We start from the raw sequence: 26,229 nt of genomic DNA, 5'->3' as shown, positions 1-26,229 counted from the left end.
AAACTATCAACCCCCCCCCTTATCAAGGGGGGATTAAGGGGGGATCGAACCCACCACCATAACCAAAATTACTCACCATAATTATCGCTAGTTTACACTATCGAAGAGCGCACCCTACGGATTAAAAATATGCCGCGTATTATTGATAATATTGAGTCCCATTTATTGCCAATTTTACGCGAAAGTTTATTAGCAGCCCAACGCGCTGATTTTTGCGTGGGTTATTTTAATTTGCGCGGTTGGCAGTCCATAGATACCTATATTGATCACTTTCTCGGGGGTGATTTGTCCTGTTGTCGTCTGCTGATTGGTATGCAGAAAGCACCCCAGGAATTACTACAGCAATCCCTGTCTTTATTGAACAGATCGAATAATATAGATAAGGCTACTTTTGCTCGTTTAAAAAAACAAATTGTTCAGGATTTTTGCCAGCAATTAACTTGGGGGAATCCTAGCAATCGAGATCAGGAAGCTTTGCAACGTTTGGCCAAACAAATTCAATCGGGAAAGCTAGTAATTCGCTTATTTTTGGGCTATAATCTCCATGCTAAATTATACCTTATTCATCGACAGGATGTCAATAATCCAACGGTGGGATTTTTGGGTAGTAGTAATCTAACTTTTGCGGGATTACAACAGCAGGGAGAATTAAATATTGATGTCCTTGATCACGATGCTTGTGCCAAATTACAAAAGTGGTTTAATGATCGTTGGTTCGATGCTTGGTGTTGGGATATATCCGAGGATATTGTCAAGGTGATTAACCAAAGTTGGGCCCGGGAAAGTCTGATTCCTCCCTATCATATCTATTTAAAAATAGCTTACCATCTTTCCTTTGAAGCGAGAGCCGGTTTAGCGGAATACAAAATTCCCCGACAGTTTGACCAAGACTTACTAGATTTTCAGAAATCGGCCATTAAAATTGCCGCTCGTTATGTGCAAAAACGCGGTGGGGTCTTAATTGGCGACGTGGTGGGGTTAGGAAAAACGCGCATCGCTTCCATTCTAGCATATATTTTGCAGGAAGACTACGATTTAGAAATCTTAATTATTTGTCCGAAAAATCTTCTAACCATGTGGGAGGATTACAGCTATAAATACAAATTAAGAGCGAAAATTATCCCCTTAAGTCAGGTTATGCAGGAGTTACCCAATCTGCGGCGCTATCGGGTAGTAATTATCGATGAAAGTCATAACCTACGCAATCGGGAGGGTAAACGTTATCGGGTGATACAGGAGTACATTAACACCAATGAAAGTCGCTGTATTCTCTTAACTGCGACTCCCTACAATAAAAACTATCTTGACCTGTCCAATCAACTGCGTTTATTCATTCAAGAGGATACTAATCTCGGAATTCGTCCCGAAAGACTACTAGAATCTCTGGGAGGAGAAATCGAATTTAATCGCAGATACCAATCTCCGGTTAGGTCCCTAGCAGCCTTTGAAAAAAGTGACTCTCCCGACGACTGGAGAGACTTAATGCGTCTCTATATGATTAGACGGACTCGCGGTTTTATCGAAAATAATTATGCTACAGAAGACGAACAGGGTCGTCGGTATCTAAAATTTGCTGATGGGTCGAGGGTTTATCTTCCCCAACGACAACTAAAGACAATCAAGTTTGACCTACAAGACTCGGTTTATGCGCGTTTATATTCGGAAGCAGTGGTGATAACTCTCAACGGATTGAAGTTACCCCGTTACGGATTGGGAAATTATCTAATTAAAGGATGCAAAGGGACAGCAGAGGAAGAAACCATCTTAAAAAGTCTATCCCGTGCGGGTAAAAGATTAATGGGTTTTTGTCGGACGAATTTATTTAAACGTTTGGAGAGTGGAGGGTATGCTTTCCTGCAATCCCTTGACCGTCATATTCTCCGTAACTATATTTTCCTTCATGCTATGGCCAATAATTTACCCCTTCCCATCGGGAGTCAGGATCCAGCTTTGTTAGACACTCGTTATCTGGATGAGGATTTAGTCACTCAGGGAGAAGATGAAAGTATAGAAACCGAGGAGACTGGGGGGATAACCGGGTTAGAAAAAGAGTATCAAAAAAGAGCCGAACAAGTGTATCAAAAGTATAGCGGTGATTATCGCAAGCGCTTTCAGTGGATTAACCCCGAGGTGTTTGAACCCGCGTTGAAAAAAGACCTAAAATCCGATGCTTTGATTTTAATAGCGTTATTGCACACCTGTGGGACTTGGCAGCCGGAAACCGACGAAAAGCTAGAGAAGTTATGGCAGCTGTTAGAAGAGAATCATCCCAGAGAAAAGGTGTTAATTTTTAGCCAATTTGCCGATACAGTCAGTTATTTGGTCACTCAGTTGCAAAATCGGGGAGTGGATAAGATTGCGGGAGTGACGGGAAACTCTGCTAATCCTGCGGAAATGGTTCATCGTTTTAGTCCCCGCAGTAATTCTCAGCAAGTGGGGGAAGAAATACGAGTCCTAGTCGCGACGGATATTTTGAGTGAAGGGTTAAATTTACAGGATTGTGCCATTATCGTTAATTATGACCTACCCTGGGCAATTATTCGCCTCATTCAACGGGCCGGAAGGGTAGATAGAATCGGTCAAAAAGCAAGTCAGATTCTCTGTTATTCCTTTTTACCTGCGGAGGGAGTGGAGAGAATTATTAAACTGCGGACGAGACTATCTCAAAGACTGCGAGAGAATGCTGAGGTGGTGGGGACCGATGAGGTATTTTTTGAGGAGGAGATGGATAACCAGACTTTATTAGATCTGTATCATGAAAAATCTGAGGTTATCGATGAGGAGGAGGATCAAGAAGTGGATTTAACCTCGGAAGCGTATCAAATTTGGAAAAATGCGATCGAAGTTGACCCTAATTTAAAACATACCATAGAGACTCTGCCGCCGGTGGTTTATTCTACCCGTTGCCATAGTGGGACAGCAACCCATCCAGAGGGAGTCATGGTTTATCTAAAAACTGCTGGGGGAAATGATGCTTTAGCATGGATGGATAAGCAGGGAAATAGTGTCACTCAATCCCAATTAGCTATTTTACGGTCTGCTGCCTGTCATCCCCAAACCCCGGCCATTCCCCCCCATCCCCAACACCATCAGTTAGTACAAAAAGGTACAGAATTAATTGCGGAGGAGGAAAACAACTCCGGATCTAAATTGGGACGATTGACGGGAGCAAAATTTAAGACCTACGAGCGCTTAAAAAGGTATTCTCAAGATAGTAAGGATGATCTGTTTGCTCATGAGGATTTATGCAAGGCTCTCGACCAATTGTATCATTATCCCCTTAGACAGTCGGCTCTCGATCGCTTAAATCGTGGTTTAAGAACCGGCATCAGTAACCGACAATTGGCAGACTTACTGGTATCTTTATATAAAGATAACGATCTCTGTATTCTTCACCCACAAGAATCCACCCAAGAACCTCAGATTATTTGTTCCTTGGGTCTATTTCAACCTTCTTAAGTCCCCCTTATCAAGGGGAATTTAGGGGGATATAACCTTTTGCTATATTATAAGTAATGGGATTTTTAAAGGGAAACTATCTTCTAAAATTTGTCATTACTTTCGATTTTACCACTCAATCCAAGCCTTTGGGGGGTTCTACCCCCAAACCCCCCGTTGGGGGCGTGGCGCCGCCCCCAAACCCCCCGCGCATTAGCTTTTCGGTGGGATGCTTACAGGCAGCTGCTGATACATTTGTCATCATTTAAGAGTCACTGATAATTGTTGATTGTCGGTGTTTCTGCAAATGTGAGATGCAGCCAAATTCACTTCTTGGTTAGGATAGGTACTCATGCAAAAGGTAGTTAGATATGTGTAGTTAATTCTCCTGACCTCCGTGACTCCTAACCCTAACAACAATTTTTGATATTTCCAAGAGGTGTAATATGTCCCTCAACTTCTCCCGGACTCGTGACTTATTATCTAACTTCCAATTTGGGGAACTGTTTATCGAGGAATTGGGATGGTCTCATCCTCGCGCAAAAAAAACTGTTAGTATCACCGTTGACAACCAAGAATATCCCTGTCAACGAATTGCGGAAGTGTCCGGAGTAGCAGTATTAGAGGTGACAACTACCGATATACCCGATGCGAAACTTCGTCGGGAAATTCACCAGCAAGTTATCGAAAGAATTGCCGAAAATCTGCTAATTTTCGTCGATGGGGGACGGACACGCAGTTTATGGTACTGGGTAAAAAGAGAGGGAAGTAAAAGTTATATCCGTGACCATCTTTATATAAAAGGACAACCGGGAGATTTATTTCTCGGTAAACTAGCGGAATTAGTCCTCGATATCACCGATTTTGAAGATGGGGAACCCTCCGTGGTGGAGGTGGCCCATCGCTTACAAAAAGGTTTCGATATCGAAAAGATTACCAAGAAATTTTATCAGGAATTTCAGCGAGAGCATTTACAGTTCCTCCCCTTTATCCAAGGAATCGATCGAGAAAGCGATCGAAAATGGTACACTTCCGTTATTCTCAATCGTTTAATGTTCGTCTATTTCCTGCAGCGCAAGGGATTTATCGATAACGACTTCAACTATCTGCAAAACCAATTACAAGCAAGTCAACGACGCGGGAAAAATTTATTTTATCGTCAGTTTCTGCAAACCCTCTTTTTCCAAGCATTCGCTCAACCAGAATCCCAACGAGATGAGACAGTAACTGCATTGGTGGGAAAAGTCAAATATCTTAACGGAGGATTATTTCTCCAACATCCCCTCGAAAATCTTTATCAAAACATTTGTATTGATGACCAAGCATTTGAGAATATCCTCGATTTATTCTCCCGTTACTCTTGGAACCTTGACGACACTCCGGGGGGAAGCGATGACGAAATTAACCCGGATGTTTTGGGATATATCTTTGAAAAGTATATCAACCAAAAAGCTTTCGGTGCTTACTATACCCGTCCGGAGATTACCGAATATCTCTGTGATAGGACGATTAATAAATGGATTGTCGAGAGAAGCAATCAACTTTATCCCCGCAAACAATTTGCCAGTATTTCTGAACTACTAATCAATCTCGATTCTCCCCTCTGTCAGCTTCTGATTGAAGATATTCTTCCCCAGCTTTCTATTTTAGACCCTGCCTGTGGTTCCGGTGCTTTTTTAGTGGCTGCGATGAAGACATTAATCGCAATTTATAGCGCGGTGATTGGGACAATTGAACTACGGGGAGACAGTAAATTAAAACAGTGGTTAACAGAGGTAAGAAAATCCCATCCCTCCCTCGGATATTACATCAAAAAAAGAATTATTTCCGATAACCTCTACGGTGTCGATATCATGGAGGAAGCGACGGAAATCGCAAAACTGCGTTTATTTCTCGCTTTAGTTGCTGCCGCACAATCGGTGACAGAATTGGAACCCTTACCGAATATTGATTTTAATATCATGTCGGGAAATTCCCTCATCGGTTTAATTCGCGTGGACGAAAAAAGTTTTAATCTCATGGGAGAGGAAAATATTCTGCAAACCCTCACCGCGCAAAATTATCAGGCAATTCTTGCAGAAAAAAATCGCAGTATTGAATTATACAAAGAACACGCTTTTCGGTTGGGAGAAGTGCAGGGAACCCCCCAAGAAAACCGTCTCCAGATGTTACGCAATCACATCGAGGATGTCAACCGCGAATCGGTGCAGAAATTAAACCAAATTCTCTTAGATGAGTTTAGCGGTAAGTTGTCAATCAAGTACGAATCCGCACAATTAACGGGAAAAGCAAAGAAACGTTTATTAACTCTCTCTGATATGCAGTCCCTGAAACCCTTCCACTGGGGTTATCACTTCGATAAACTGATTACAGACAAAGGTGGTTTTGATGTGATTATCACCAATCCCCCCTGGGAAGTCTTTAAACCCCAAGCGAAAGAATTTTTTTCTCAGCATAGCGACTTGGTGACTAAAAATAAAATGGACATCAAGACGTTTGAAAAGGAACAGAAAAAACTATTAACTAATCCCGAAATCGCTCAAGCATGGTTAGAATATCAAAGTCAATACCCCCATGTTAGTCTCTATTTTCGTTCCTCGGAACAATATAAAAATCAAATCTCTATTGTTAATGGTAAAAAGCAAGGGACAGATATTAATCTCTATAAGCTTTTTGTTGAACAATGTTTTAATCTCCTCCATCCCCGGGGAGAATGTGGAATAGTTATTCCCAGTGGAATTTATACCGATTTAGGAACCAAACAACTGCGGGAAATGTTATTTTCTCAGACAAACGTGACAGGATTATTTTGTTTTGAAAATCGTAAAGAAATTTTTGAAAATGTCCATAGAAGTTTTAAGATTGCTATCTTAACTTTTGAGAAAAATAAACAAACTCTTTCCTTTCCTGTGGAATTTATGCGTCACGATGTTGAGGAATTACAACGTTTTCCCCATAAAGATAGTTTAGTAATTAGCGTCGATTTAATCCGCAAACTATCCCCCGATTCCCTCTCGGTAATGGAATTTAAACAAGATATAGATATTCATATCGCTGAAAAAATGTCTCGTTTTCCCCTGCTAGGAGAAACCCTTCCTGATACATGGAATCTCAAGTTAACATCAGAATTTCACATGACTAATGATAGTTATTTATTTAAAACTGAACCCGCAGAAGGAAGACTCCCCCTCTACGAAGGAAAAATGATTCATCAATTCACCCATCGGTATGCTTTACCGAAATACTGGTTAGATGAAAAAGAAGCAAGACAAGCTTTATTAAAACGCGGTGAAGTCGATAAAGGTCAAATCTTGGACTATCAAACCTATCGTTTAGGATTTCGTGATGTTGCTAGAAATACGGATATTAGAACTATGATAGCTACAATTTTACCTCCTAATTCATTTTGTGGCAATACAATAAGTTTAGAAAAAAATGAGAAGCAAGTAGCTGTAAGTTTAAAAGAAAAATGTTATCTATTATCCATTTTTAATAGTTTTGTTTTTGATAGAAGTATCCGAGATAAAGTTACATCTCATTTATCATTCTTTTATGTTTATCAGAACCCTATCCCCCGATTAAAAGAAGGAGATAAATACTTTCAGGAGATAGTAGAAAATGCGGCAAAATTGATTTGTACCACAGAAGAATTTGAGCAATTAGCGAAAGAAGTGGGGATAGGTTCCCATAAAAATGGAGTCACAGAAGAAGGAGAAAGAATGGCAATTAGAGCGAAATTAGATGCAATAGTCGCCCACTTGTATGAATTAAACCTAACAGAATTTCAACATATATTAACTACCTTTCCCCTCGTCCCCGAAAGCGTCAAAACTGCCACCCTCAAAGCTTACCAAACCCTCTAAGGGAATTATGAATTATGAATTATGAATTATGAATTAGGAAGTGGGGAAATTGAACTAAAACCCCATAAACCCTCGTTGGGGGTTTGGGTAGGGTTGATTCATGAATAGAAGTCTTGCATAAGTCTATACAAAATAGGATAAAATAGTCCAAGAGTTAAGATTGAAAGATGACTTACGAACAAGTAAAAACTTTAAAGCCAACAGAGTTCAAATATCACAACGGTGCATAGTTATAGAACATATTCATCGTCGTCTCAAAATATTTCGGATACTTTCATCAAGATACAAAAATCGCCGTCTGCGATTTGGTCTGAGATTGAATTTGATTGCTGGTATCTATAATTACGAACTTCGTTACCGACAAAAGGATATATCTTGATTACTTTTGCAAGAGATCTATTGTGTCTCTGTGGTTCCTTACACGCGCTCGCCAGCAGGACTGTATCTTAGAATACATTTTACCCACCAAACCGCGGTTCGCGGGAGGGGAAAGAATTAATCGGGGGTAAAGAAGGAGAAATTTCGCCACCTCGATCGAATATTTCCAGATTCCATTGACCGAAACGATTACTTTCAAAAGCAATAAAACGACCGTTACCACTAATCGTCGGACGACGCACTTCTCCTAAAATATTTTCGGTGAGATTTTTTGCTTGCAGAGTTTGTCGATCATAAATATATATATCGGGTTTACCAGACTGTTCCGACACATAAACAATATAACGACCATCGGCACTAATATCCGGTTGATCTTGATAGGTTTTTGCTTGATTTAACCCCGGTAGGGGAACTAAACGATTAGCCACTCGATCAAATAAATAAATCGTTCGTTGACCCCTGCGATCGGAGGCAAAAACCAGATAACGACCATCGTAGTTAAAACGGGGATTATCTTCCGAGGAAGGGGTATTTAAAGTATTTCCTAAAAGCTGTTGGGGAGGAGTGACAAAACCCGCATCACTACATCCCCCCAGACTGATGATATTAACCGCAAGCAAAAGTCGAAGAAGTTTAGGAAACCTGATCATCGGTCAGCGCTGGGGAAGGAAGGATACAACAATTAATATCATCAAGACAAACTTTACCCCAATGCAATGCCCAACGCACCAATTCCACCCGATTATCGGTTTTTGTTTTTGTCAAGATATTACTAATATGATTATCAACGGTACGTTTACTAATCTCTAGCTTTTCCGAGATTTCTTGATTAGTTAAACCATTAGACACTAAATCGAGTATTTCTAGCTCTCGATCGGATAATGAAGCGGCTGTTTGAAACTTCGCAGCAGACATGAGTATAATTCCTCTCGTATATGTACTTATCATTCTAGAAGAATTTTTTCCCCTAGGAATCGATAATCAGTAATCAGTGATCAGTAAACAGTAAACAGTAATCACTGAAAAGACAGCACTTTTACTGCCATTTGATGATGCACACTTAATACATAGGGTTTGCGGCAAAAAGCTTTTCGGTGGTGGCAGGGTGTGGGGTGTGGGGTGTGGGGTTTTACCAGTTTTGAGGTAGTCAGTTACTTAATTTTCTGGGAAAAAGTCCAGGGATTTTCCCCCCGATCCCCGCAATGGCTGACACTTTAAAACCTTTGTGGACAATGCGTTGAGAGGAATTGTTCCCCTCTCAGACTCAAAACTGATAACTGATAACTGATAACTGATAACTGACAAGGCTGGTACTATATAATAAAAAACGCTCTTTAGTTAGATATTGACAAAAACATGGAAGTTATCCCCGCTATTGATATTCTCGATGGCAAATGTGTGCGACTTTATCAGGGAGATTACCAACAATCGCAGGTTTTTAACGATAATCCCGCAATAGTGGCGCGAGAATGGGTCAATCAGGGGGCAACCAGATTGCATTTAGTCGATTTGGATGGAGCTAAAGAGGGTAAATCGGTTAATTTGTCAACTATTGAAACAATTCTTAATGATATTGCCATTCCCGTACAGGTGGGGGGTGGACTGCGAGATCTAGAAACGGTGAATAATCTCCTAAAAATCGGGGTAGAAAAGGCGATTTTAGGGACAGTCGCCGTAGAAAAGCCCGAATTAGTCAGCGAACTTTGTCAAAGCTTTCCAGGGCAAATAATTGTCGGTATTGATGCTCGCGATGGCAAAGTAGCCACCAGGGGTTGGTTAGAAACTTCCACAGTAGATGCGATCGCACTCGGTCAAGATATGGCAAAAAGAGGAGCCAGCACGATTATCTACACTGATATTCATCGAGATGGCACCCTTTCTGGCCCGAATCTCGCCGCTTTGCGAGAATTAGCCGAATCTGTCGAAATTCCCGTAATCGCCTCCGGGGGGATTAGTTCCCTGACGGACCTACTGAGTTTATTATCTTTGGAACCTTTGGGAGTAACGGGGGTAATCGTGGGCCGCGCCCTTTATACTGGTGCAGTGAACCTCTCGGAAGCGATTAGCGCGATCGGTTCAGGCCGTTGGCAAGATGTCCCCCCGAATTTTTTCGCCTAACGGACTTGTTTGAGAGTATCCACCTGTTTATTGAACATATCGGTAAATAGTCCCAAAACCGTGCGATTTTCATTGACTTTGATGTTAACACTCACGGACATCCCCGATTGCAGCGGCAGAGTGGATTTATCTTTCAAAACTAACTCTTGACTATTCAAGCTTACCCGGACAGGGAACCGATAAAAACGGTGAGTTTCGTCGGGTGGTAAAGCATCAGAACCGATCGAGATTACTTCTCCCTTAATATCGCCGTATTCACTGTAGGAAAAGGAATCAATGCGAATATCGGCTTTTTGTCCCACGCGCACAAAACCGATGTCTTGGTTAGTCACGTCCACCTCTGCCACTAAACAACCTTTAGCGGCATCTTTGATCTGGGTGGGACAGCCATCGGGAACAATTTTTAACAATGCTTCCGCTTGACTTGGTTGGGGAACAAACCCAGGCCGGGCCTTGAGATCAAAGACCACACCATCGATCGGGGCGGTAATTTTTTGATATTTAATCGTCTGTTGTGCTTGACTAATTTGACTGTCTAACTCAGCAATGCGCTTGTTATTATCAATGATAATGCGACTGATCTGACTATCGATTTCAGCGATCCGTTTGTGATTATCCGCCATTTTATCACGCACATCTTTTTCCGTGATTACTGTGGTGTTAATCAGCCTTTCTCGCGCTTGGGAGATCAACAGGGAATAACGCTTTTCTTCCTGTTCCAAACGGGAAATTTCGGCGATGCCGGTTTGTACTTCTTTCTCTTGTTTTTCTCGATCGATTTTGCCGTTAGCCTCTTGCTGCTGTAATTCATTCTGGCGATCAGTTACCGATTGTTTTTGTTTATTAATCTGATAACGGGCGATCGCTCCTTCTTCTCCCAAGGGTTCAATATCGTTAAGAATATTACGCTCGATATCCAAGCCTTCTTGGCCCTGTTTCATCGCATTGGCATTACGAGTCTTAATTTCTTCTAAGACGAAGCGATCATTGATTAATTGCGAGCGGGCATCGGCCAACTGTACCCTGGTTTGGGCTAATTGTTTTTCTAATTGTTCCATTTCCAATCTAGCGGCCGCTTGTCGAGAATTGGACTCCCGTCGGGCAGCCTCTAAACGGGCTAATTCATCTCCTTGTAAAGCAGAGCTAGAGGCACCTTCATTGACCTGTGCTTGATAAAGTTGATTTTCTGCCACCAAAGCGGCACGATTACGGGCTAAATCGGCGATTTCACTCGGTAATTTTAATTGAGCGATCGAACTTTCCACTGCTGCCGGTGTCAGATCCTGCGCCATTAAGAGACGATAGAATTGATTTTCCTTCTCAGCAGTGGTGCGAATTTTTTTCAAAGATTCTAACTGCACTTTCGAGGCACTGGAATCCATTAAAACCAGTACATCCCCTTTGTTAACTCGATCGCCGTCTTTGACTTTAACTTCCTGTACTACCCCATTCACCGGTGCTTGTACTTCTTGCACTTTCCCCTGGGGTTTAAGTTGTCCTTGAGCGCCGACCACCTGCTCGATTTTGGCAATCGCTGACCAAATTAAAGCGGCAGTGGTGACACTCATTAATGTCCAGATAATCGTCCGCGACCAAATGGGCGATTGTTTCAGGATCACCGATTGTTCCGGTGGGCTGAAAGTGGGTAAAGAAGGGGCAATACTTTTATTTTTCGTGGTAGTGGCCACGTTTTGACCCGCTTGGGTCAGTTCATCGCTTTTACCTTTGCCGTTGCCGTTGTGGCCGTTGTTAGAATTACCGTCCATGAAGATTCTCCTATATTTAGGGTTTGCTGAAAAAGTTTTTCGTGGGTGTAGGGTGTGGGGTGTGGGGTGTGGGGTGTAGGGTGTTGGGGTTTTGGGGTATTAGTTGAAACTTCCCCATTTACCCATTTCCCCATTTCCCTATCCCCTATCTCCTAATACCTGTTCCCTGACTGACTAGATTTGCGAATCCTGTTGTTTATAGAGAGTATAGTAAAGGCCTTTTTTGGCCATTAATTCCTCGTGGGTGCCTTCCTCCGCTACTGTCCCTTTATCCATCATGACAATAATATCGGCGGATTTGATCGAAGCTAAACGATGGGTGATAAAGAAGACCGTATGATCCTTGAAGGCTTCCTTGAGATTCAGACACACTTGCCGTTCAGTGTTATAGTCAAGGGCGCTGGTGGCCTCATCAAGAATGAGAATTTGCGGTCTTTGCAGGACGGAACGAGCGATCGCAACCCGTTGTCGTTGTCCCCCCGATAGGGATGCCCCCCGTTCACCGACGCGGGTATTATAGCCATTGGGCAGGGTCATAATAAATTCGTGGGCTGCGGCTGCTCTCGCTGCCGAGACAATTTCCTCTACAGTCGCATCGGGGTTAGTCAGGGCGATATTTTCCTGTACCGTACCGTCAAATAATAGAGTTTCTTGGGGAACCATGCCAATTTGACGACGCAGGGAATAGAGTTCCACTTTGTTGATATCGTAGCCATCGATGAGAATCCGTCCCGATTCTGGTTCGTAGAGACGAGCTAATAGTTTAGTGATGGTACTTTTCCCAGCGCCACTTTCTCCCACCAAAGCGACAAAAGTGCCGGCGGGGAATTCTAAATTGACGTTGTACAATTGCAGGGCGCCGTGGGGATTGAAGCGGAAAGCCAGGTTTTCGTAGGTGACAGTGCCTTTAATTAAGGGCATGGGGATGTTTTGGCGATCGAGTTCCGCTTCTTGGGGAGTATCGACGATATCGGCCAATCTTTCTAGGGATAAGCCGGTTTCTTGGAAGTTTTGCCAGAGTTGGGTCAAACGCAGAATCGGCGAGGTAACGTAGGAAGAGATAATCCGGAAGGCGATTAATTGACCAAGGGTGAGTTGTCCGTCTAAAACTAGGGCTGCTCCCACCCACAGCACTAATAAACCCGATAATTGGTTAAAGAAGTGACTAAAGGAACCGGCCAAAGTTGAGGTCATTACCGTTTGAAAACCTTCGGCCACATAGCGCGCATAACGTTCTTGCCACTGCCAACGGGAACGCAATTCGATATTCTGTGCTTTTACTGTTTGGATTCCCGTCATCACCTCCACTAGATAGGATTGGGTTTCGGCGTTTCGTTCTGCTTTTGCTCGCAGTTGTCGCCGCACGATCGGTGCGAAAATAGCTGTGGAGAGAACTAAAATCGGCACGACCCCTAGGGCCCAAACGGTTAGAATCGGGCTATAGATCAACATAACCACGATGTAGATAACCGAGAAAATGGCATCTAATACCACCGTTAGGGCTGTGCCTGTTAAAAATTGCCGAATATTCTCTAATTCATTGATTCTTGTCGAAATTTCCCCCACAGGCCGCCGTTCAAAGTATTTCAGGGGTAGGCGCAGCAGGTGATCGATAATTTCTGAACCGAGGGTCATGTCGATGCGGTTAGTGGTATCGACAAAAAGAGATGTTCTCAAAAAGGTTAAAATTCCCTCAAAAACGGCAATTACTAACAGGAAAACCCCGAGGGTATTCAGAGTTTCTGGGCTATTCTGCACGATTACCTTATCGATGATCACCTGAATCATCAAGGGATTGGCCAGGGCAAATAACTGCACGAAGAAAGAAGCGATAAAAACTTCTATTAAGACTCGTTTATGTTTCTTGACAGAAGGCCAAAACCATGATAAGCCAAAACGCTGTTGCTGGGTGTGTTTGGTGGGTTTAAGCAGAATTACTTCCCCTTTTTCCCCCCAAGATTCCAGAAATTCGCTGGTTTTGCGTTTAATTATCCCCCGTTCGGGAACGGCGATCGTGGTTTCCCGTTGATTGATTTCGTAGAGGATAACGATGCTGTCTTGCCAGCGAATTAGGGCAGGAGGGTTGATATTGGGCAAGGAAGAAGCATTTAGGGGTACTAATTGGCTATGGAGTCCCACTACCTCGGCCACAGCCCCACACAGGGGCAGGGAAAGGCTGCCAGTTCTTTGCAGTTGATCCCCTAGAATGCGTTGGATCACGTCCTTGCGAAAGGGGATATTAAAATATTTGCAGAGCATCTGAAAACAGGCACTCACCGCCTCTAGTTCCGTTTTTCCCCTGAAAAAAGGATATGACTTGCGGTTTTTCTGGAGAGTTTTTTCAAGGTCGATATCGCTGGTGATGTCGCTTATTTTTCCTTGGGGGATATCTAATACCTGGGTGGGTTTATTTCCCTTAATGACTTGGGTTTCCCAGATATCGTCCGTTTCTGTTTCCGCAGCCGCTTCGGTTGCAACCGTCAAGAACTTGCCCTGAGCTACATCGAAGAATTCATCTAACTGATTGGAGGAAAGACCTAATAAACGGGTGTTAGTCGGATTATTTTGGGTAATGACTGTGCCGATAGGATAATTGTCGGTATTTTCGCTGACTAACCAGAGATAATCATCGTTAATCTGGTTGTAGGACACACAAGCTCTGTTTAAAAGAGCCTGTGCCATTTCTTTCAGGTCTCCCCCACCCCAGGCCTGTTGATTAAGATAGGAGCCTAGGGTCGCATAAACTTCAGCGATCGAGGTTTGTTGAAAGAAATATTGCTTAAATTCGGGGTAATTATTGATTAAAGACCAAAAATCCTCTTCTTTTAAGGTTAAACAGATAGTGACTTCCGAAGAAGCGATCACCGTTTCACAGGGGGTACCGCGCAGGAGACTCATCCACCCGAACAAATCTCCTGGCTGCAATTTAGCCAAAGTAACCGGTAACGGATTGTTTACCCTAGCATCGTAACCCAAAAGTCTGGCCTCTCCCTCGTAGAGAAAGACGAGGTGAGAGGGTAAGCGATCGCACTTGAGTATGGCATTGCCCATCTCATAGCGAAAGGGTTGTAATTTCTGACCGAGGGAACGTCTAACCTCGACGGGTAGGCAATCAAAGGGCTGTACAGTCTCCAGAAAGACAGTAAAATCTAAAGTGGTATAACTCATTAGCTAGGCGAAAATTGACTAAGTTGGCAAATAATTAGGCGCAAAGATTGGGTTTACCCAGTGTTGCAAGGAAATGCTATATAATCGATCCCTGCTCGCTATTGACTGGGGCTTGCCCTGAGCTTTGTCGAAGGGTTGATTCGGAGATAAATTTCACTGTTTGCATTTGAGTCATTAACCATTGTTGGAATAAATCATTCCGTAAGCGTTGACGGGTGGGACAGTCCAATTCACAGGATAAATATTTTTCTAACCGGACAATCACGACCCATTCTCCCACTTGCGTCGGTGGCCACAGTTGCCCCGGTTTACTTGCTTTGAGAATTTGCCCGATTTGGGGATGGGGGGCGCTCAGTTCCACCGGTCCGATTAGTCCTCCGCTTTCTGCTTCTGCTCCTTGGGAGTATTTTTTAGCTAGTTCAGCGAAGCTATTTTCTCGATCCTGTATCCGGAAAAATAGTTCCTGGGCAATGCCGATATTTTTTGTCCGAATCAGGGAATAAACCACCTTATCCAATTGATTTTTGACTTGTAAGAAGTAGGATTCTACTTTGTTATCCCAAGTCTCCTGTTTAAATTTTTCCAATTTAATGTCCCGCAGAATTAGATATTCTAGTTGCTCGGAATCCATTCCGTTTTGTTGCAACCAAGATTTCATTTGCTCATCGTTGGCAATTTGATTATTTTGATAGAAACGGGAATAGGCCGCGTTTCTTTCTTCTGGATTGCAGGTGATATTGGCGATCGCTTGCTCGATGATTACCTCCCGGAGCAACTGCGGCAACATACCATATTTTGCCAAAATAGGCAAGATTTGTGCCTCGCTAAGTTTTTGGTCGCCGATTTCAATAATTGAACTCATAATAAATACATTTTCCTCAATGTTTAAAACTATAAACCCTAGAAGCTTCTAAATTTTATTGAGGTGATTATACGTCAAAATTGTTATTTTAAAGCATTCTCCCCTATTCTAATTGTAGTTTTCCCCCGTGAAAGCCAAAAATTACCGAAATTGGGGAAGTAGTCTGGCCGATAGGTTCGCCTAAAATCCTGCTCAGAAACCCCTAATCACGCTTCTAATGTACTAGAATAGACCTCTGGCAGAAGTCCGGGAAGGGGGGAAGAATAAATTTTAACCTTTGACTCTTAAGCTTATAATCTGCACACCTTTTCCCTGCATTGGCGGAAAATTTTTTGATTGATCCAAGAGATTTAATGATATAGTGTGAGTCTAGCTGCCTTGGAGAGGTGGCAGAGTGGTCGATTGCGCTCGACTTGAAATCGAGTAACCAGCAATGGTTCGTGGGTTCAAATCCCACCCTCTCCGTACTCAACTAATCAAATTTGCACTCAGGTAGCCCGATTGTTCTTAGAGGGGGGGAAAATAAAATATACTAGGCTAAAAGGACAATATTGAGGCAGTAGCCCCCCGGCATGGTTTTTTGGAAAAGATTGTTTAATAGCTCGGAAGTCACTTTATCTCCTGACTATTCGGGAGACTTAGTCGAGGTTACCCAGAATGATCTCGGACAGACGCGAGTGTTTTTTAGTACCGATCGAGAGCTAGATTTATATGAGTTAGAAGAACTTTGTGACTCGGTGGGGTGGGCTCGTCGTCCTTTGCGCAAAGTTAAAAAAGCGATCGAATGTAGTTTTTTAGTGGTGTCGATGTGGGAAGTGCGAGGAAATCGCCGTCGTTTAGTGGGTTTTGCTCGTGCCACTTCCGATCACGCTTTTAATGCTACAGTCTGGGATGTGGTTGTTCATCCTCACTATCAAAGTAAAGGCTTTGGTAAAGCATTAATGAAATTTATGATTAGGAAGTTGCGGGGTGAGGATATCAGTAATATAACTCTTTTCGCCGATCCGCAGGTGGTGGATTTCTATCGTCGTCTCGGTTTTGTTCTCGATCCCGAAGGTATCAAAGGGATGTTTTGGTATCCCGACTAAGAATGGGAATCTTAGGCTATACTAAAAGAGGAGTCTATTCCGGGATGTAGCGCAGCTTGGTAGCGCGCCTGCTTTGGGAGCAGGATGCCGCAGGTTCAAATCCTGTCATCCCGACTGGAGAGAAAATTCAGAAAATCCTAACTTTGTTCCCCTTCTGGTCAACAAGAAAGGCTGCCTTCTTTTATCTCAAATGTCGGGGGAAATTAGCTGGAAAATTAGGGAGTTGGGGGAGAGAAGGAGGAGGTTTTTGGGGAATAACAAGGGTTTTTCCTGCCACTCCTCCTTTTAAGATATCTACAAACGATTATTCTTCTTCGTAATCCTCCTCGAAATCCTCCTCTCCCCCTTCCTCATCGGCTTCTGACCAGCTGTCGCTGATGGGTTGGCGACTAAAGCGACTGCTGCCGCGGGAGGAGAGGAAAGCCATCTCATCATCCTCTAAATCAACCACATCACCCTCAGCGTAGGCGCGAGCGGTCTGATCGTCAAGAATCATATCGCTATCCTCACTACTATCGCCGAAACCGGGACGAGGGGGGAAACCGATACCGCCGGGGGGAGCGTAATAACCACGATTGTTGTTGTAGTTATATTCCTCCTCTGGGGGGGTGTAATCGCTGATCCCCGCCATGTTTTCGTGGGCATTGAAGCCAGTACCCGCCGGAATCAGACGACCGATAATCACGTTTTCCTTGAGACCGCGTAACCAGTCGGACTTGCCTTCGATCGCCGCTTCCGTGAGGACGCGGGTGGTTTCTTGGAAGGAGGCGGCACTGATAAAGCTATCGGTATTCAAGGAAGCTTTGGTGATCCCCAGTAGTACAGGCGTATATTTAGCCGCCGCCCCACCGGTGATTGACATGGCTTCATTTACCGTCTCCACCTGTCGCAATTCCAACAATTCCCCTGGTAACATACTGGTATCGCCACCGTCATCGATCCGCACCTTAGAAGTCATCTGACGCACGATCACTTCGATGTGTTTATCGGCAATATCGATCCCCTGGGATTGATAAACCGACTGTACCTGATCAACGAGGAACATCTGGGTTTTTTCCAAGGCTTTCAGGGCTGCCTCGTAACTGCCCAAGCTATCCACATAATAATTAAAGAACACCTCTAAAATCTCGTGAGGATTAGCCTGACCATCGGTTAACGCCTGACCCACATCGATACGCTGGTTATCGCTCACCAGGGGGTTTTGACTGCCTAAAAGCGGATATTCACTGATCGTGCCGTCATCCTCGACCACCTTAATATCGACGATCTCAGAATCTTGGTACTCCACTTGACAAACTCCCGGTTTGCGTGCTAGTACACAAGCCTCTTTCGGTTTGCGGGCTTCGAGCAGTTCTTCGATTCTGGGTAAACCTTGAATGATATCCCCAGTTTTCGAGCGCTCAAACACCAACAACACCAAATTATCGCCCCGTTGGACTAAATCCCCCTCATCGATGTGCAGAATCGCTCCCGCCGATACTCGGTAGGGTCGAGCCTTACGCAGACGGATTTCATAGCCGGTGGTGGTTTGGTCAACGGCCAGTACTTGACCGGAATTGGGGGCTAAAACTCCGACAGCGATCTCAGCTTCGGCGATTACCAGATCCCCAGCTTTGACGGTGGGAGCAACAGCCTTGCCCTGAGCTACGTCGAAGGGGAGCGGGAGAATAAACTCGTCACGGTCACTGACAATTAAAAGACGGCGTACTGCTTCGCTTCCCTTGCGAATCCCGCGAATTTCTCCAGCTTCCTTACACTGAATCTCAGTCCGGGCCACCACTGCCCCCGGTGGGATTTCATCGCCATCTTGGACGAGAACGCGAGTCTGAATATTACCCCCTAAAGGATCATTATCACTATCCCGACGCAGCACCAGAGATTCGAGAATAACTAACTGTAAACGCTGACAATCCCTGTCCTCAATCGGTTCTAACTCGATATCGGCCGTCAGATGGGAGACCGATTCTGGTTCTTCGCTAGAAATTTCTAGGACTAATTGAGTGCTGATCAGTTGACAACCCTCGACGGATTTAACTCTTTCCCCGTCTTTAAAGAAGATGCGCTGTACCGATCGCAGTTCGATATGTCGCCCTCCTTCTTGGTTAGCGGAACCTTGGGTGGGAGAAGTGGATTGGTCTTCTACGACGAACTCCTGTACTGGTCGCAGCAGTAATCCCAAACCCTCGTTAGTTTCCACCCATTCCGCTTGCCGCAACTCCTCGATCGTCACTTCGGGCGTCAACTGTGTTCCGGGGTAAATTAACTGTTCTTGGGCAATTCCGGAGGATTCTGGTTCAAGATCCATAAATAACAGCCCCGGTTTGACAATAATCTCCCGGAGGATGTCATTTTTCTGGATCACTTCCACCACACCGCTAGAGTTGCAGAAGATGTCTTTAACCACTTCTTCCCCTGCTTCCACATACTGGCCATCTTCCACCTGTAAGAGGGAAATATCTTTATTGACTTCGTGGGTTTCTTCGGGAATCCAGAGGATCATGCCGCCTTTGGTGATTTCATAACCCTGTTTACGGCTGCCTTTGGCAACTTCGATATCGACGTATTTAATCATGCCACCGGTGTGGGTTTGATAGCGATCATCGATTAACTCGGCGACAATGGCATGATTCTGTACTTTTGTCCCCGGAGTGGTTTTCAGTAGGAAGCTTTGACCATCTCCGGTATGAATAATAAACTGTTCCCGACCGGCACTACTTTCTACTTTTACTTCGGCCTGATCCAAAGACACGGAAGCGGTGACGATATCGATTTCCCGGCTATTGGGGGCTAAACGCACCAAACCACCGTTAGTGGATACTAACTTAGTTTCCGCTAGAACATCTCCCACTTGTACTTGATCGCCGTTACTGACCACAGGTTCGGCCCCTGGGGGCAAGTTATACACTTCTCCGGAGAGAATCCATAGTAATCCCCCCCGTTGGGCGATGCGGGTGGTATTGCCTTGGCGATCGGTTTTTTCCTCTGGGACTAATTGGGAGAATAGCACCTCGCCGGCTAAGTCACTGGTTACGTCTTTTGTGGCTTTTTCCGTGGATTTTTGAACCTTATCGGAGGTTATTTCCGCTAGTAACTGTTCCTCGCTTACCGTTGCCCCATCGGTGACGAATAGCAGCGATCCAGGTGTTAAAGAGTAGGTGACGGGTTCTTTAGTTTTATCCTTGGGTGTTAATTTAATTTCTCCTGGGGCCTCCACTTGATCCCGTTCATCCCCGTGGCGAGTTCGCACGTTACGGATACTTAACCCCGGCAGAAAACGCACGCTTCCCTCGAAGGGACTCCGCACTTGCCGGGCCACTTCTCCAGTAAATACACCCCCGGTGTGGAAGGTACGCATGGTTAACTGAGTTCCCGGTTCCCCGATCGATTGGGCGGCAATAATCCCCACTGCTTCCCCCATATCCACTGGATGACCGTGGGCCAGACTCCAACCGTAACAGGTTTGACAAACCGAGCGGGCTGCTTCACAGGTTAAGGGGCTGCGGACTTTGATTTTATCGACCAGTTTGCCCAGTTTTTCGGCGGTTTCGTCATCGATAATCTGGTTACGGGTGGCGATCACTTCTCCCTTGACCACCACATCTTCGGCCAGGGAGCGACCTAATAGGCGATCGCTTAAGGGAATTAACACGCGATCGCCATCGGTCATGGCGGTTAATTCGATGTAACGATTGGTGCCACAATCGGCCTCGCGGACGATGACATCTTGGGACACATCCACTAGACGACGGGTCAGATAACCGGAATCTGCCGTCCGTAGGGCTGTATCAACTAAACCTTTGCGGGCCCCGTAGGAGGAAATAACGTATTCGGTAACGGTCAATCCTTCCCGGAAGTTAGTCTTAATCGGGAGGTCAATAATTTCCCCTTGGGGATTAGCCATTAATCCCCGCATTCCCACTAACTGACGTACTTGGCTCATATTACCCCGCGCTCCGGAGAAAGCCATCATATAGACGGAGTTGAGGGGATCGGTGACTTGGAAGTTGCGAATTACTTCATCTTTAAGTGATTCAGATGTACTATTCCAAGTGTCAATTACTTTTTGGAAGCGTTCCACTTCGGTGATTTCCCCGCGCACATAACGCTGTTCGGTTTGCCGGATTTCCTGTTCGGCACTTTCGATCATCTGTCGTTTAGCCGGCGGTACGGTTAAATCATCCACACTAATGGAAACCCCTGCTTTGGTAGCGAAACGAAACCCGAGGTTTTTCAATTCATCGGCCATTTGTGAACAGCGCGCCGAACCGTAGTTTTGATAGGCCCAAGCGATCAGTTTTTTCAGTTTTCCTTTGTCAACAGTTTGGTTATAAAACATCTCGATCCCAGTAAGTGGTTGGACAAAAGTAAAGTTAACCGTGGGGTAAGGAGTCGGTCGTCGGTCGTCAGCTTTTATTTATTCTCGCTGCTCCGGCGCTCTCCAATTCCTCATCACCTAACTTGAAAGAGGGTGTAGGGTGTGGGCTTCGGCCGTGAGCTCAGCGTTCGACAAAAGCTCACGCCGAGGTCCGAACGGGTGTAGGGAAGGAAACCTCTTTCATCTGTGGGGGTGAAAATTTTTTCATCGGGACTGACTTCTCACTGATAACTGATAACTGATAACTGATAACTGAAATTACACTTCCGATTCTTCTTCCTCAAGGTCTTCTGTGGTTAAGGATTCGTAGGTGGGGCGAGAGGGGGCGCGACGGCCGACATCGACCATCAGATCCACCTCCACATCGCGGGAAGTACCATCGGGGGCATTTTCCACCTTGTGAACGGCGATATCGAGGCCGAGGGATTGCAATTCTCGCATCAAAACCTTAAAGGATTCTGGCGTACCCGGGCGGGGAATCGGCTTGCCTTTTACGATCGCATTTAAAGCCTCATTCCGTCCTTGCATATCATCGGATTTCACCGTTAGCAATTCCTGCAAAGTATAGGCCGCCCCGTAGGCCTCCAGGGCCCAAACTTCCATTTCTCCGAAGCGTTGGCCTCCCTGTTGAGCTTTACCGCCCAAGGGTTGCTGAGTAACCAAGGAGTAGGGACCGGTAGAACGGGCGTGAATTTTATCATCAACTAGGTGAACCAGTTTTAACATATAGGCCATACCGACGGTAACGGGACGGTCAAAGGGTTCGCCGGTGCGACCATCATAGACGGTGACTTTGCCGGCGTGTTCTTCCTTGAACACCCAATCGCGATTGGGTTTTTTCGAGGCATTTTCTAGCAATCCGTGGACGGTTAAACGGCTGGCTTCTTCCCCGTACATTTCGTCAAAGGGAGTAATCTTAAAGCGCACGCCCAGATTTTCGCCGGCCCAACCCAGTAAACATTCAAACACCTGACCGACGTTCATGCGACTGGGAACCCCCAAGGGATTGAGAACGATATCGACGGGACGACCATCGGGGAGGTAAGGCATATCTTCTAGGGGTAGAATCCGAGAAATAATCCCTTTATTGCCGTGGCGACCCGCCATTTTATCGCCCACTTGGATTTTGCGTTTTTGGGCAACGTAAACCCGTACTACCATATTGGCCCCGGGGGGTAATTCGTCCCCCTGTTCGCGAGTAAATACCCGCACATCCACTACCCGGCCTTTTTCGCCGTTGGGGACGCGCAGGGAGTTGTCCCGTACATCCCGGGCCTTTTCGCCGAAAATTGCCCGCAGTAGTTTTTCTTCGGGGGGTTGGTCCGATTCACCTTTCGGGGTGACTTTCCCCACGAGGATATCGCTGGCTTCTACCCAGGCACCGACGCGAATAATGCCGCGTTCATCGAGGTTTCGCAGGGCATCTTCACCGACGTTGGGAATTTCCCTGGTGATTTCCTCTGGTCCGAGTTTAGTTTGACGGGCTTCGATTTCGTATTTTTCAATGTGGATACTGGTATAGGTGTCTTGTGCCACCAGTCTTTCACTGATTAAAATTGCGTCTTCGTAGTTATAGCCTTCCCAGGGCATATAGGCGACGAGGATATTCTGGCCGAGGGCGATTTCTCCTCCTTCGGTGGCGGAACCATCGGCGAGGATCTGCCCCGGCACAACTTGTTCCCCTTGATAGACTAAAGGACGCTGATTTAGGCAGGTATCTTGGTTAGAGCGTTGATATTTTTGAATTTCGTACTCGATCTCGCTCTTGCCAAAAATCTCTTTGTCTTCATCCGCCACTTTGATGCGAATCCGGTTAGCATCGACGTAGGAAACGACCCCATTGGTACGGGAAACGATGACCATACCAGAGTCGCGAGCGGCCTGTGCTTCCAATCCAGTGCCAACTAGGGGACGTTCGGGACGCAGCAGGGGAACCGCTTGTCGTTGCATATTAGAACCCATCAGGGCGCGGTTAGCGTCGTCGTGTTCAAGGAAGGGAATCAGGGAAGTGGCCACCGAGACAATTTGGACGGGGGAAACACAAACGTAGTCCACTTGTTCGGGGGAGGTGGTGGAGAATTCCTGCCGATAGCGCACGGGGATAGTTTCGCCAAGGATATAACCATTTTCATCGGTGGCCACGTCCCCCGGTGCGACTCTGAGATCGTCTTCTTCGTCGGCGGTGAGGTATTTAACGGGGAGATCATAGCGTACTCGGCCATTTTCCACAGCATAACAGGGGGTTTCAATAAAACCGTAGTCGTTGACGCGAGCGTAGGTGGCTAGGGAGCCGATTAAACCGGCGTTGGGACCTTCTGGGGTTTCCACCGGACAGATGCGACCGTGGTGGGAGGGGTGGATGTCGCGCACGGCAAAACCGGCCCGTTCCCGGGTCAGACCGCCAGGTCCAAGGGCGGAAATGCGGCGTTTATGGGTCAATTCCGCTAGGGGGTTGGTTTGATCCATGAACTGGGAGAGTTGCGAGGAACCAAAGAATTCTTTAATTGCCGCTACTAGGGGTTTCGGGTTGACTAGGGAAGCGGGGGTGAGGTTTTGGGATTCGCTGACGGTCATCCGTTCCCGAATGATTCTTTCTAAGCGGTTTAAACCTACTCGCACTTGGTTTTGGAGCAGTTCACCCACGGAACGGACGCGACGGTTGCCGAGGTGGTCGATGTCGTCGGTGTTGCCGATGTCGAATTCGAGGTTAATTAGGTAGTCGATCGCCGATAAGATGTCGGTAGTGGTGAGAACGCGCTGGTTATCGGAGACGTTGAGGCGTAGTTTTTTGTTGAGTTTATAACGACCAACGCGACCGAGATCGTAGCGTTTATTGTCAAAAAAGCGCGATTCGAGCAGTTGTTGTCCGCCAGTGACGGTGGGAGGTTCCCCAGGACGTAGTTTGCGGTAGAGGTCGAGCAGGGCCTCTTCTTCGCTGGGATTGCCTTCTTTGTCGAGGGTTTTTTGGTAGAATTCGGGATGGCGTAGGGAGTCAAAGATTTCGTTATCGCTCAATCCGATCGCTTTCAGGAGAACTTGTGCGGATAATTTACGGGTCTTGTCGATTCTGACCCAAACTAAGCCGTTTTTGTCGGTTTCAAATTTTAACCAAGCTCCTCGGTTGGGAATCAGGGAAGCGGAGTAGGTACGGCGACCATTTTTGTCGATTTCGGCTTTGTAGTAAACGCCGGGGGAACGGACGATCTGATTGACAATGACTCGTTCGGCCCCGTTAATGATAAAGGTTCCCCGTTCGGTCATCAGGGGTAAATCGCCGATAAACACTTCCTGTTCGATATTTTCTCCCGTTTCTTTGTTGATTAAACGGGTGGGAACATACATCTGAACAGAATAGGTGCTATCACGTCGTTTGGCTTCATCGACGTTGTATTTCGGTTCTTTGAGTCTGTAGTCCTGGCCGAGGAAATGTAGTTCTAATTTACCTGTATAGTCGCTGATGGGGGAAAAGCTGTTCAGTTCCTCGATTAGTCCTTCTTCCAAAAACCACCGAAAACTGGAGTGTTGGATTTCGATGAGGTCGGGTAAGAGGTTAAAGGTAAGATTGTTCATTATGGTTACAAGGGCTGATGACACGATAGCGACGGTCGGGAATTGCTCTCGGAGATCGGGGTTTTTAGGGGTTGGGTGTTGGGGTGTTAGGGTTTTAGGGTGTTGGGGTTTTAGGGTGTTGGGGTTTTAGGGTTTTAGTTGAATTCCCCCATTCCCCCATTTCCCCATTTCCCCATTTCCCCATTTCCCCGTCCCCTGCTCTGTGCTAATAAACTATGTTTTTTAACTGGGGAGTTGAAATAATTTGCGGGCGTTGTGGGTGGTTTGTTCGGCTAGGGTTTCGAGAGAAACGCCGCGCAGACGGGCGACGGTTTCGGCTACAGGTCGGACGAAAGAGGGTTCACAGGGTTTACCTCGGTGGGGATTGGGGGAGAGAAAGGGGCAATCGGTTTCGATCAGTAGGCGATCGCTGGGGACAATTTGGGCGGAAGCTTGCACGGTTTTACTGTTTTTGAAGGTGACAATGCCGCTAAAGCTGATGTAAAAACCCAAATCTAAAAACCATTGAGTTTCTTCGGGGTTGCCAGTCCAGCAGTGCATCACACCGCCAATTTTGCCCACTTGTTGCCGAAAGGCACTGATTTCCTCCCGCATTGCCTTGGCCGCATCTCGACAATGGATAATCACGGGTTTATCGAGACGATGGGCGATTTCTAATTGCGACCAAAACACCTGTTTTTGCTGCTCCTGGTTATCCGCTTTATAGAAGTCTAAACCCATTTCCCCGATCGCCACGACGCGCCGATCAGATCGGGCTAGGGATTCGATCTGATCGGCACTATTATCTCGCCATTTTTGGGCACCTAGGGGATGTAAACCGACGGCGAAGGAAATTTCTTCAAATTGATCAGCAATGGCTTTAATCGCCGCAAATTCCTCTGGTTCAACACAGGAGTGAACCAGATGAACGACTCCCACACTTCGCCAACGTTCGGAGATAGCGGGCAAGTCGGCTTGCAAAACGTCAAAGTTCAGATGAACGTGCGTATCTATTAATTGCATCGACCCCCGATCGCTTGTTGCGTCTGTCCTGATTACAGCTTAATTGTTTCCTAGGAGGCTTGGCTAACTTTTTGCAAAGCTTTAGCTAAACTGGCTTTTTTTCTAGCGCCGTTGTTCCGGTGCAAGACGTTGCGCTTGACGGCTTTATCGATTTTACTGTAAGCTTCCGATAGAGCTTGTTGGGCGCTTTCTAACCCTTCCGGGCTGGGGTTAGCTCCGTAGGACGAGACAGCGACAAGACATTTTTTGATCAGGGTTCTTACGGCCGACTTGTACGCTTTGTTGCGTAAACGATTTCTTTCGGAGATTTGGACTCGTTTGAGTGCAGACTTTGTATTAGCCACAGTCGTTTCTTGTTCTCAATACTGGTATGGTTAATCGGGACACAGACAAACCATGATAACAGATTTGTGCTATTTGTTGCAAGAGTTTTCTGGACAAGATTGGCGCAACCCCAGGAATATTTTCAGGATGAGGTTCCCACAGACGGGGAACGATTGAAGGTTAGGGGGACTGCCAAACCTGAATTCAGGTTCAGGGGATTTTGCTGCGACTGTGCCGATAACTAATCGCTAAACTTGTCCTGAGCGGCTCAAGTGTG

14 protein-coding genes, 2 tRNA genes and 1 pseudogene are annotated in these 26,229 nt (G+C 45.7%); 7 read left to right on the top strand and 10 right to left on the bottom strand.

All coding sequences use genetic code 11. From position 1 onward, the window contains the following. Positions 1 to 129 precede the first annotated feature (129 nt). The 3 genes and pseudogenes from ACE3JL_RS14255 to ACE3JL_RS14245 form a co-directional block, all read left to right on the top strand. The gene (locus ACE3JL_RS14255) at positions 130 to 3,459 is read left to right on the top strand and encodes a helicase-related protein (protein WP_375327761.1); all 3,330 of its coding nucleotides are present in this window, start codon (positions 130 to 132) and stop codon (positions 3,457 to 3,459) included. A 425-nt stretch (positions 3,460 to 3,884) separates the two neighbouring features. Further along, positions 3,885 to 7,301, top strand: coding sequence for an Eco57I restriction-modification methylase domain-containing protein (locus tag ACE3JL_RS14250; RefSeq protein WP_375327760.1), 3,417 nt, complete (start codon positions 3,885 to 3,887; stop codon positions 7,299 to 7,301). A 226-nt stretch (positions 7,302 to 7,527) separates the two neighbouring features. Beyond that, a pseudogene (locus tag ACE3JL_RS14245) lies at positions 7,528 to 7,680 on the top strand (IS5/IS1182 family transposase); the annotation flags it as partial. Positions 7,681 to 7,759: 79 nt separating this feature from the next. On the opposite strand, the gene ACE3JL_RS14240 reads toward ACE3JL_RS14245, so the two are convergent. Next, positions 7,760 to 8,329, bottom strand: coding sequence for a biopolymer transporter (locus ACE3JL_RS14240; RefSeq protein ID WP_271990329.1), 570 nt, complete (start codon positions 8,327 to 8,329; stop codon positions 7,760 to 7,762). Continuing rightward, the gene (locus ACE3JL_RS14235; RefSeq protein ID WP_271990331.1) at positions 8,313 to 8,594 is read right to left on the bottom strand and encodes a helix-turn-helix transcriptional regulator; all 282 of its coding nucleotides are present in this window, start codon (positions 8,592 to 8,594) and stop codon (positions 8,313 to 8,315) included. The genes ACE3JL_RS14240 and ACE3JL_RS14235 overlap by 17 nt, the downstream gene beginning before the upstream one ends. Positions 8,595 to 9,035: 441 nt before the next feature. Here ACE3JL_RS14235 and hisA point away from each other — a divergent pair, with 441 nt between their 5' ends. After that, complete coding sequence (gene hisA, locus ACE3JL_RS14230; protein WP_271990333.1) at positions 9,036 to 9,797, top strand: 1-(5-phosphoribosyl)-5-[(5-phosphoribosylamino)methylideneamino]imidazole-4-carboxamide isomerase; 762 nt, start codon at positions 9,036 to 9,038, stop codon at positions 9,795 to 9,797. Here the strand turns inward: hisA and ACE3JL_RS14225 are convergent. From ACE3JL_RS14225 to ACE3JL_RS14210, 4 genes are all read right to left on the bottom strand, one after another. Continuing rightward, positions 9,794 to 11,563 carry an HlyD family efflux transporter periplasmic adaptor subunit gene (locus ACE3JL_RS14225; protein WP_271990336.1) on the bottom strand — a complete coding sequence of 590 codons (1,770 nt, stop codon included), beginning with the start codon at positions 11,561 to 11,563 and terminating at the stop codon, positions 9,794 to 9,796. The genes hisA and ACE3JL_RS14225 overlap by 4 nt on opposite strands. Next, positions 11,503 to 11,697 carry a hypothetical protein gene (locus ACE3JL_RS14220; protein WP_375327759.1) on the bottom strand — a complete coding sequence of 65 codons (195 nt, stop codon included), beginning with the start codon at positions 11,695 to 11,697 and terminating at the stop codon, positions 11,503 to 11,505. The genes ACE3JL_RS14225 and ACE3JL_RS14220 overlap by 61 nt, the downstream gene beginning before the upstream one ends. Positions 11,698 to 11,737: 40 nt before the next feature. Further along, positions 11,738 to 14,731: a peptidase domain-containing ABC transporter gene (locus tag ACE3JL_RS14215; RefSeq protein ID WP_375327758.1), complete on the bottom strand. Its 2,994-nt coding sequence runs from the start codon at positions 14,729 to 14,731 to the stop codon at positions 11,738 to 11,740. 76 nt (positions 14,732 to 14,807) lie between these two features. After that, a complete protein-coding gene (locus tag ACE3JL_RS14210) occupies positions 14,808 to 15,593 on the bottom strand; it encodes a peptidylprolyl isomerase (RefSeq protein WP_271992191.1) in 786 nt (261 codons plus the stop codon). Between the two features lie 380 nt (positions 15,594 to 15,973). Here ACE3JL_RS14210 and ACE3JL_RS14205 point away from each other — a divergent pair. The 3 genes from ACE3JL_RS14205 to ACE3JL_RS14195 all read left to right on the top strand — a co-directional run bounded on the left by ACE3JL_RS14205 (position 15,974) and on the right by ACE3JL_RS14195 (position 16,795). Further along, positions 15,974 to 16,058, top strand: a tRNA-Ser gene (locus ACE3JL_RS14205). Positions 16,059 to 16,165: 107 nt separating this feature from the next. Then, a complete protein-coding gene (locus ACE3JL_RS14200) occupies positions 16,166 to 16,681 on the top strand; it encodes a GNAT family N-acetyltransferase (protein ID WP_271992190.1) in 516 nt (171 codons plus the stop codon). Positions 16,682 to 16,721: 40 nt separating this feature from the next. Next, positions 16,722 to 16,795 (top strand) — tRNA-Pro (locus tag ACE3JL_RS14195). Positions 16,796 to 16,985: 190 nt separating this feature from the next. Here ACE3JL_RS14195 and ACE3JL_RS14190 read toward each other — a convergent pair. From ACE3JL_RS14190 to rpsT, 4 genes are all read right to left on the bottom strand, one after another. After that, the gene (locus tag ACE3JL_RS14190; protein ID WP_271992189.1) at positions 16,986 to 21,017 is read right to left on the bottom strand and encodes a DNA-directed RNA polymerase subunit beta'; all 4,032 of its coding nucleotides are present in this window, start codon (positions 21,015 to 21,017) and stop codon (positions 16,986 to 16,988) included. 297 nt (positions 21,018 to 21,314) lie between these two features. After that, the gene (rpoB, locus tag ACE3JL_RS14185; protein WP_375327757.1) at positions 21,315 to 24,626 is read right to left on the bottom strand and encodes a DNA-directed RNA polymerase subunit beta; all 3,312 of its coding nucleotides are present in this window, start codon (positions 24,624 to 24,626) and stop codon (positions 21,315 to 21,317) included. A gap of 222 nt (positions 24,627 to 24,848) precedes the next feature. Beyond that, on the bottom strand, positions 24,849 to 25,628 hold the full coding sequence (locus ACE3JL_RS14180; RefSeq protein WP_375327756.1) for a TatD family hydrolase: 780 nt from the start codon (positions 25,626 to 25,628) through the stop codon (positions 24,849 to 24,851). A 50-nt stretch (positions 25,629 to 25,678) separates the two neighbouring features. Further along, positions 25,679 to 25,972 (bottom strand): 30S ribosomal protein S20, encoded by a 294-nt coding sequence (rpsT, locus tag ACE3JL_RS14175; protein ID WP_002786973.1) that lies wholly within the window; start codon positions 25,970 to 25,972, stop codon positions 25,679 to 25,681. Positions 25,973 to 26,229 lie beyond the last annotated feature (257 nt).

This window comes from Microcystis sp. BLCC-F210, assembly GCF_042134685.1.
In the GTDB taxonomy this organism is placed as follows: Bacteria; Cyanobacteriota; Cyanobacteriia; order Cyanobacteriales; family Microcystaceae; genus Microcystis; species Microcystis aeruginosa_D.
The sequence above is the reverse complement of the archived record's forward strand: the minus strand, read 5'-3'. Positions and strand labels throughout refer to the sequence as shown.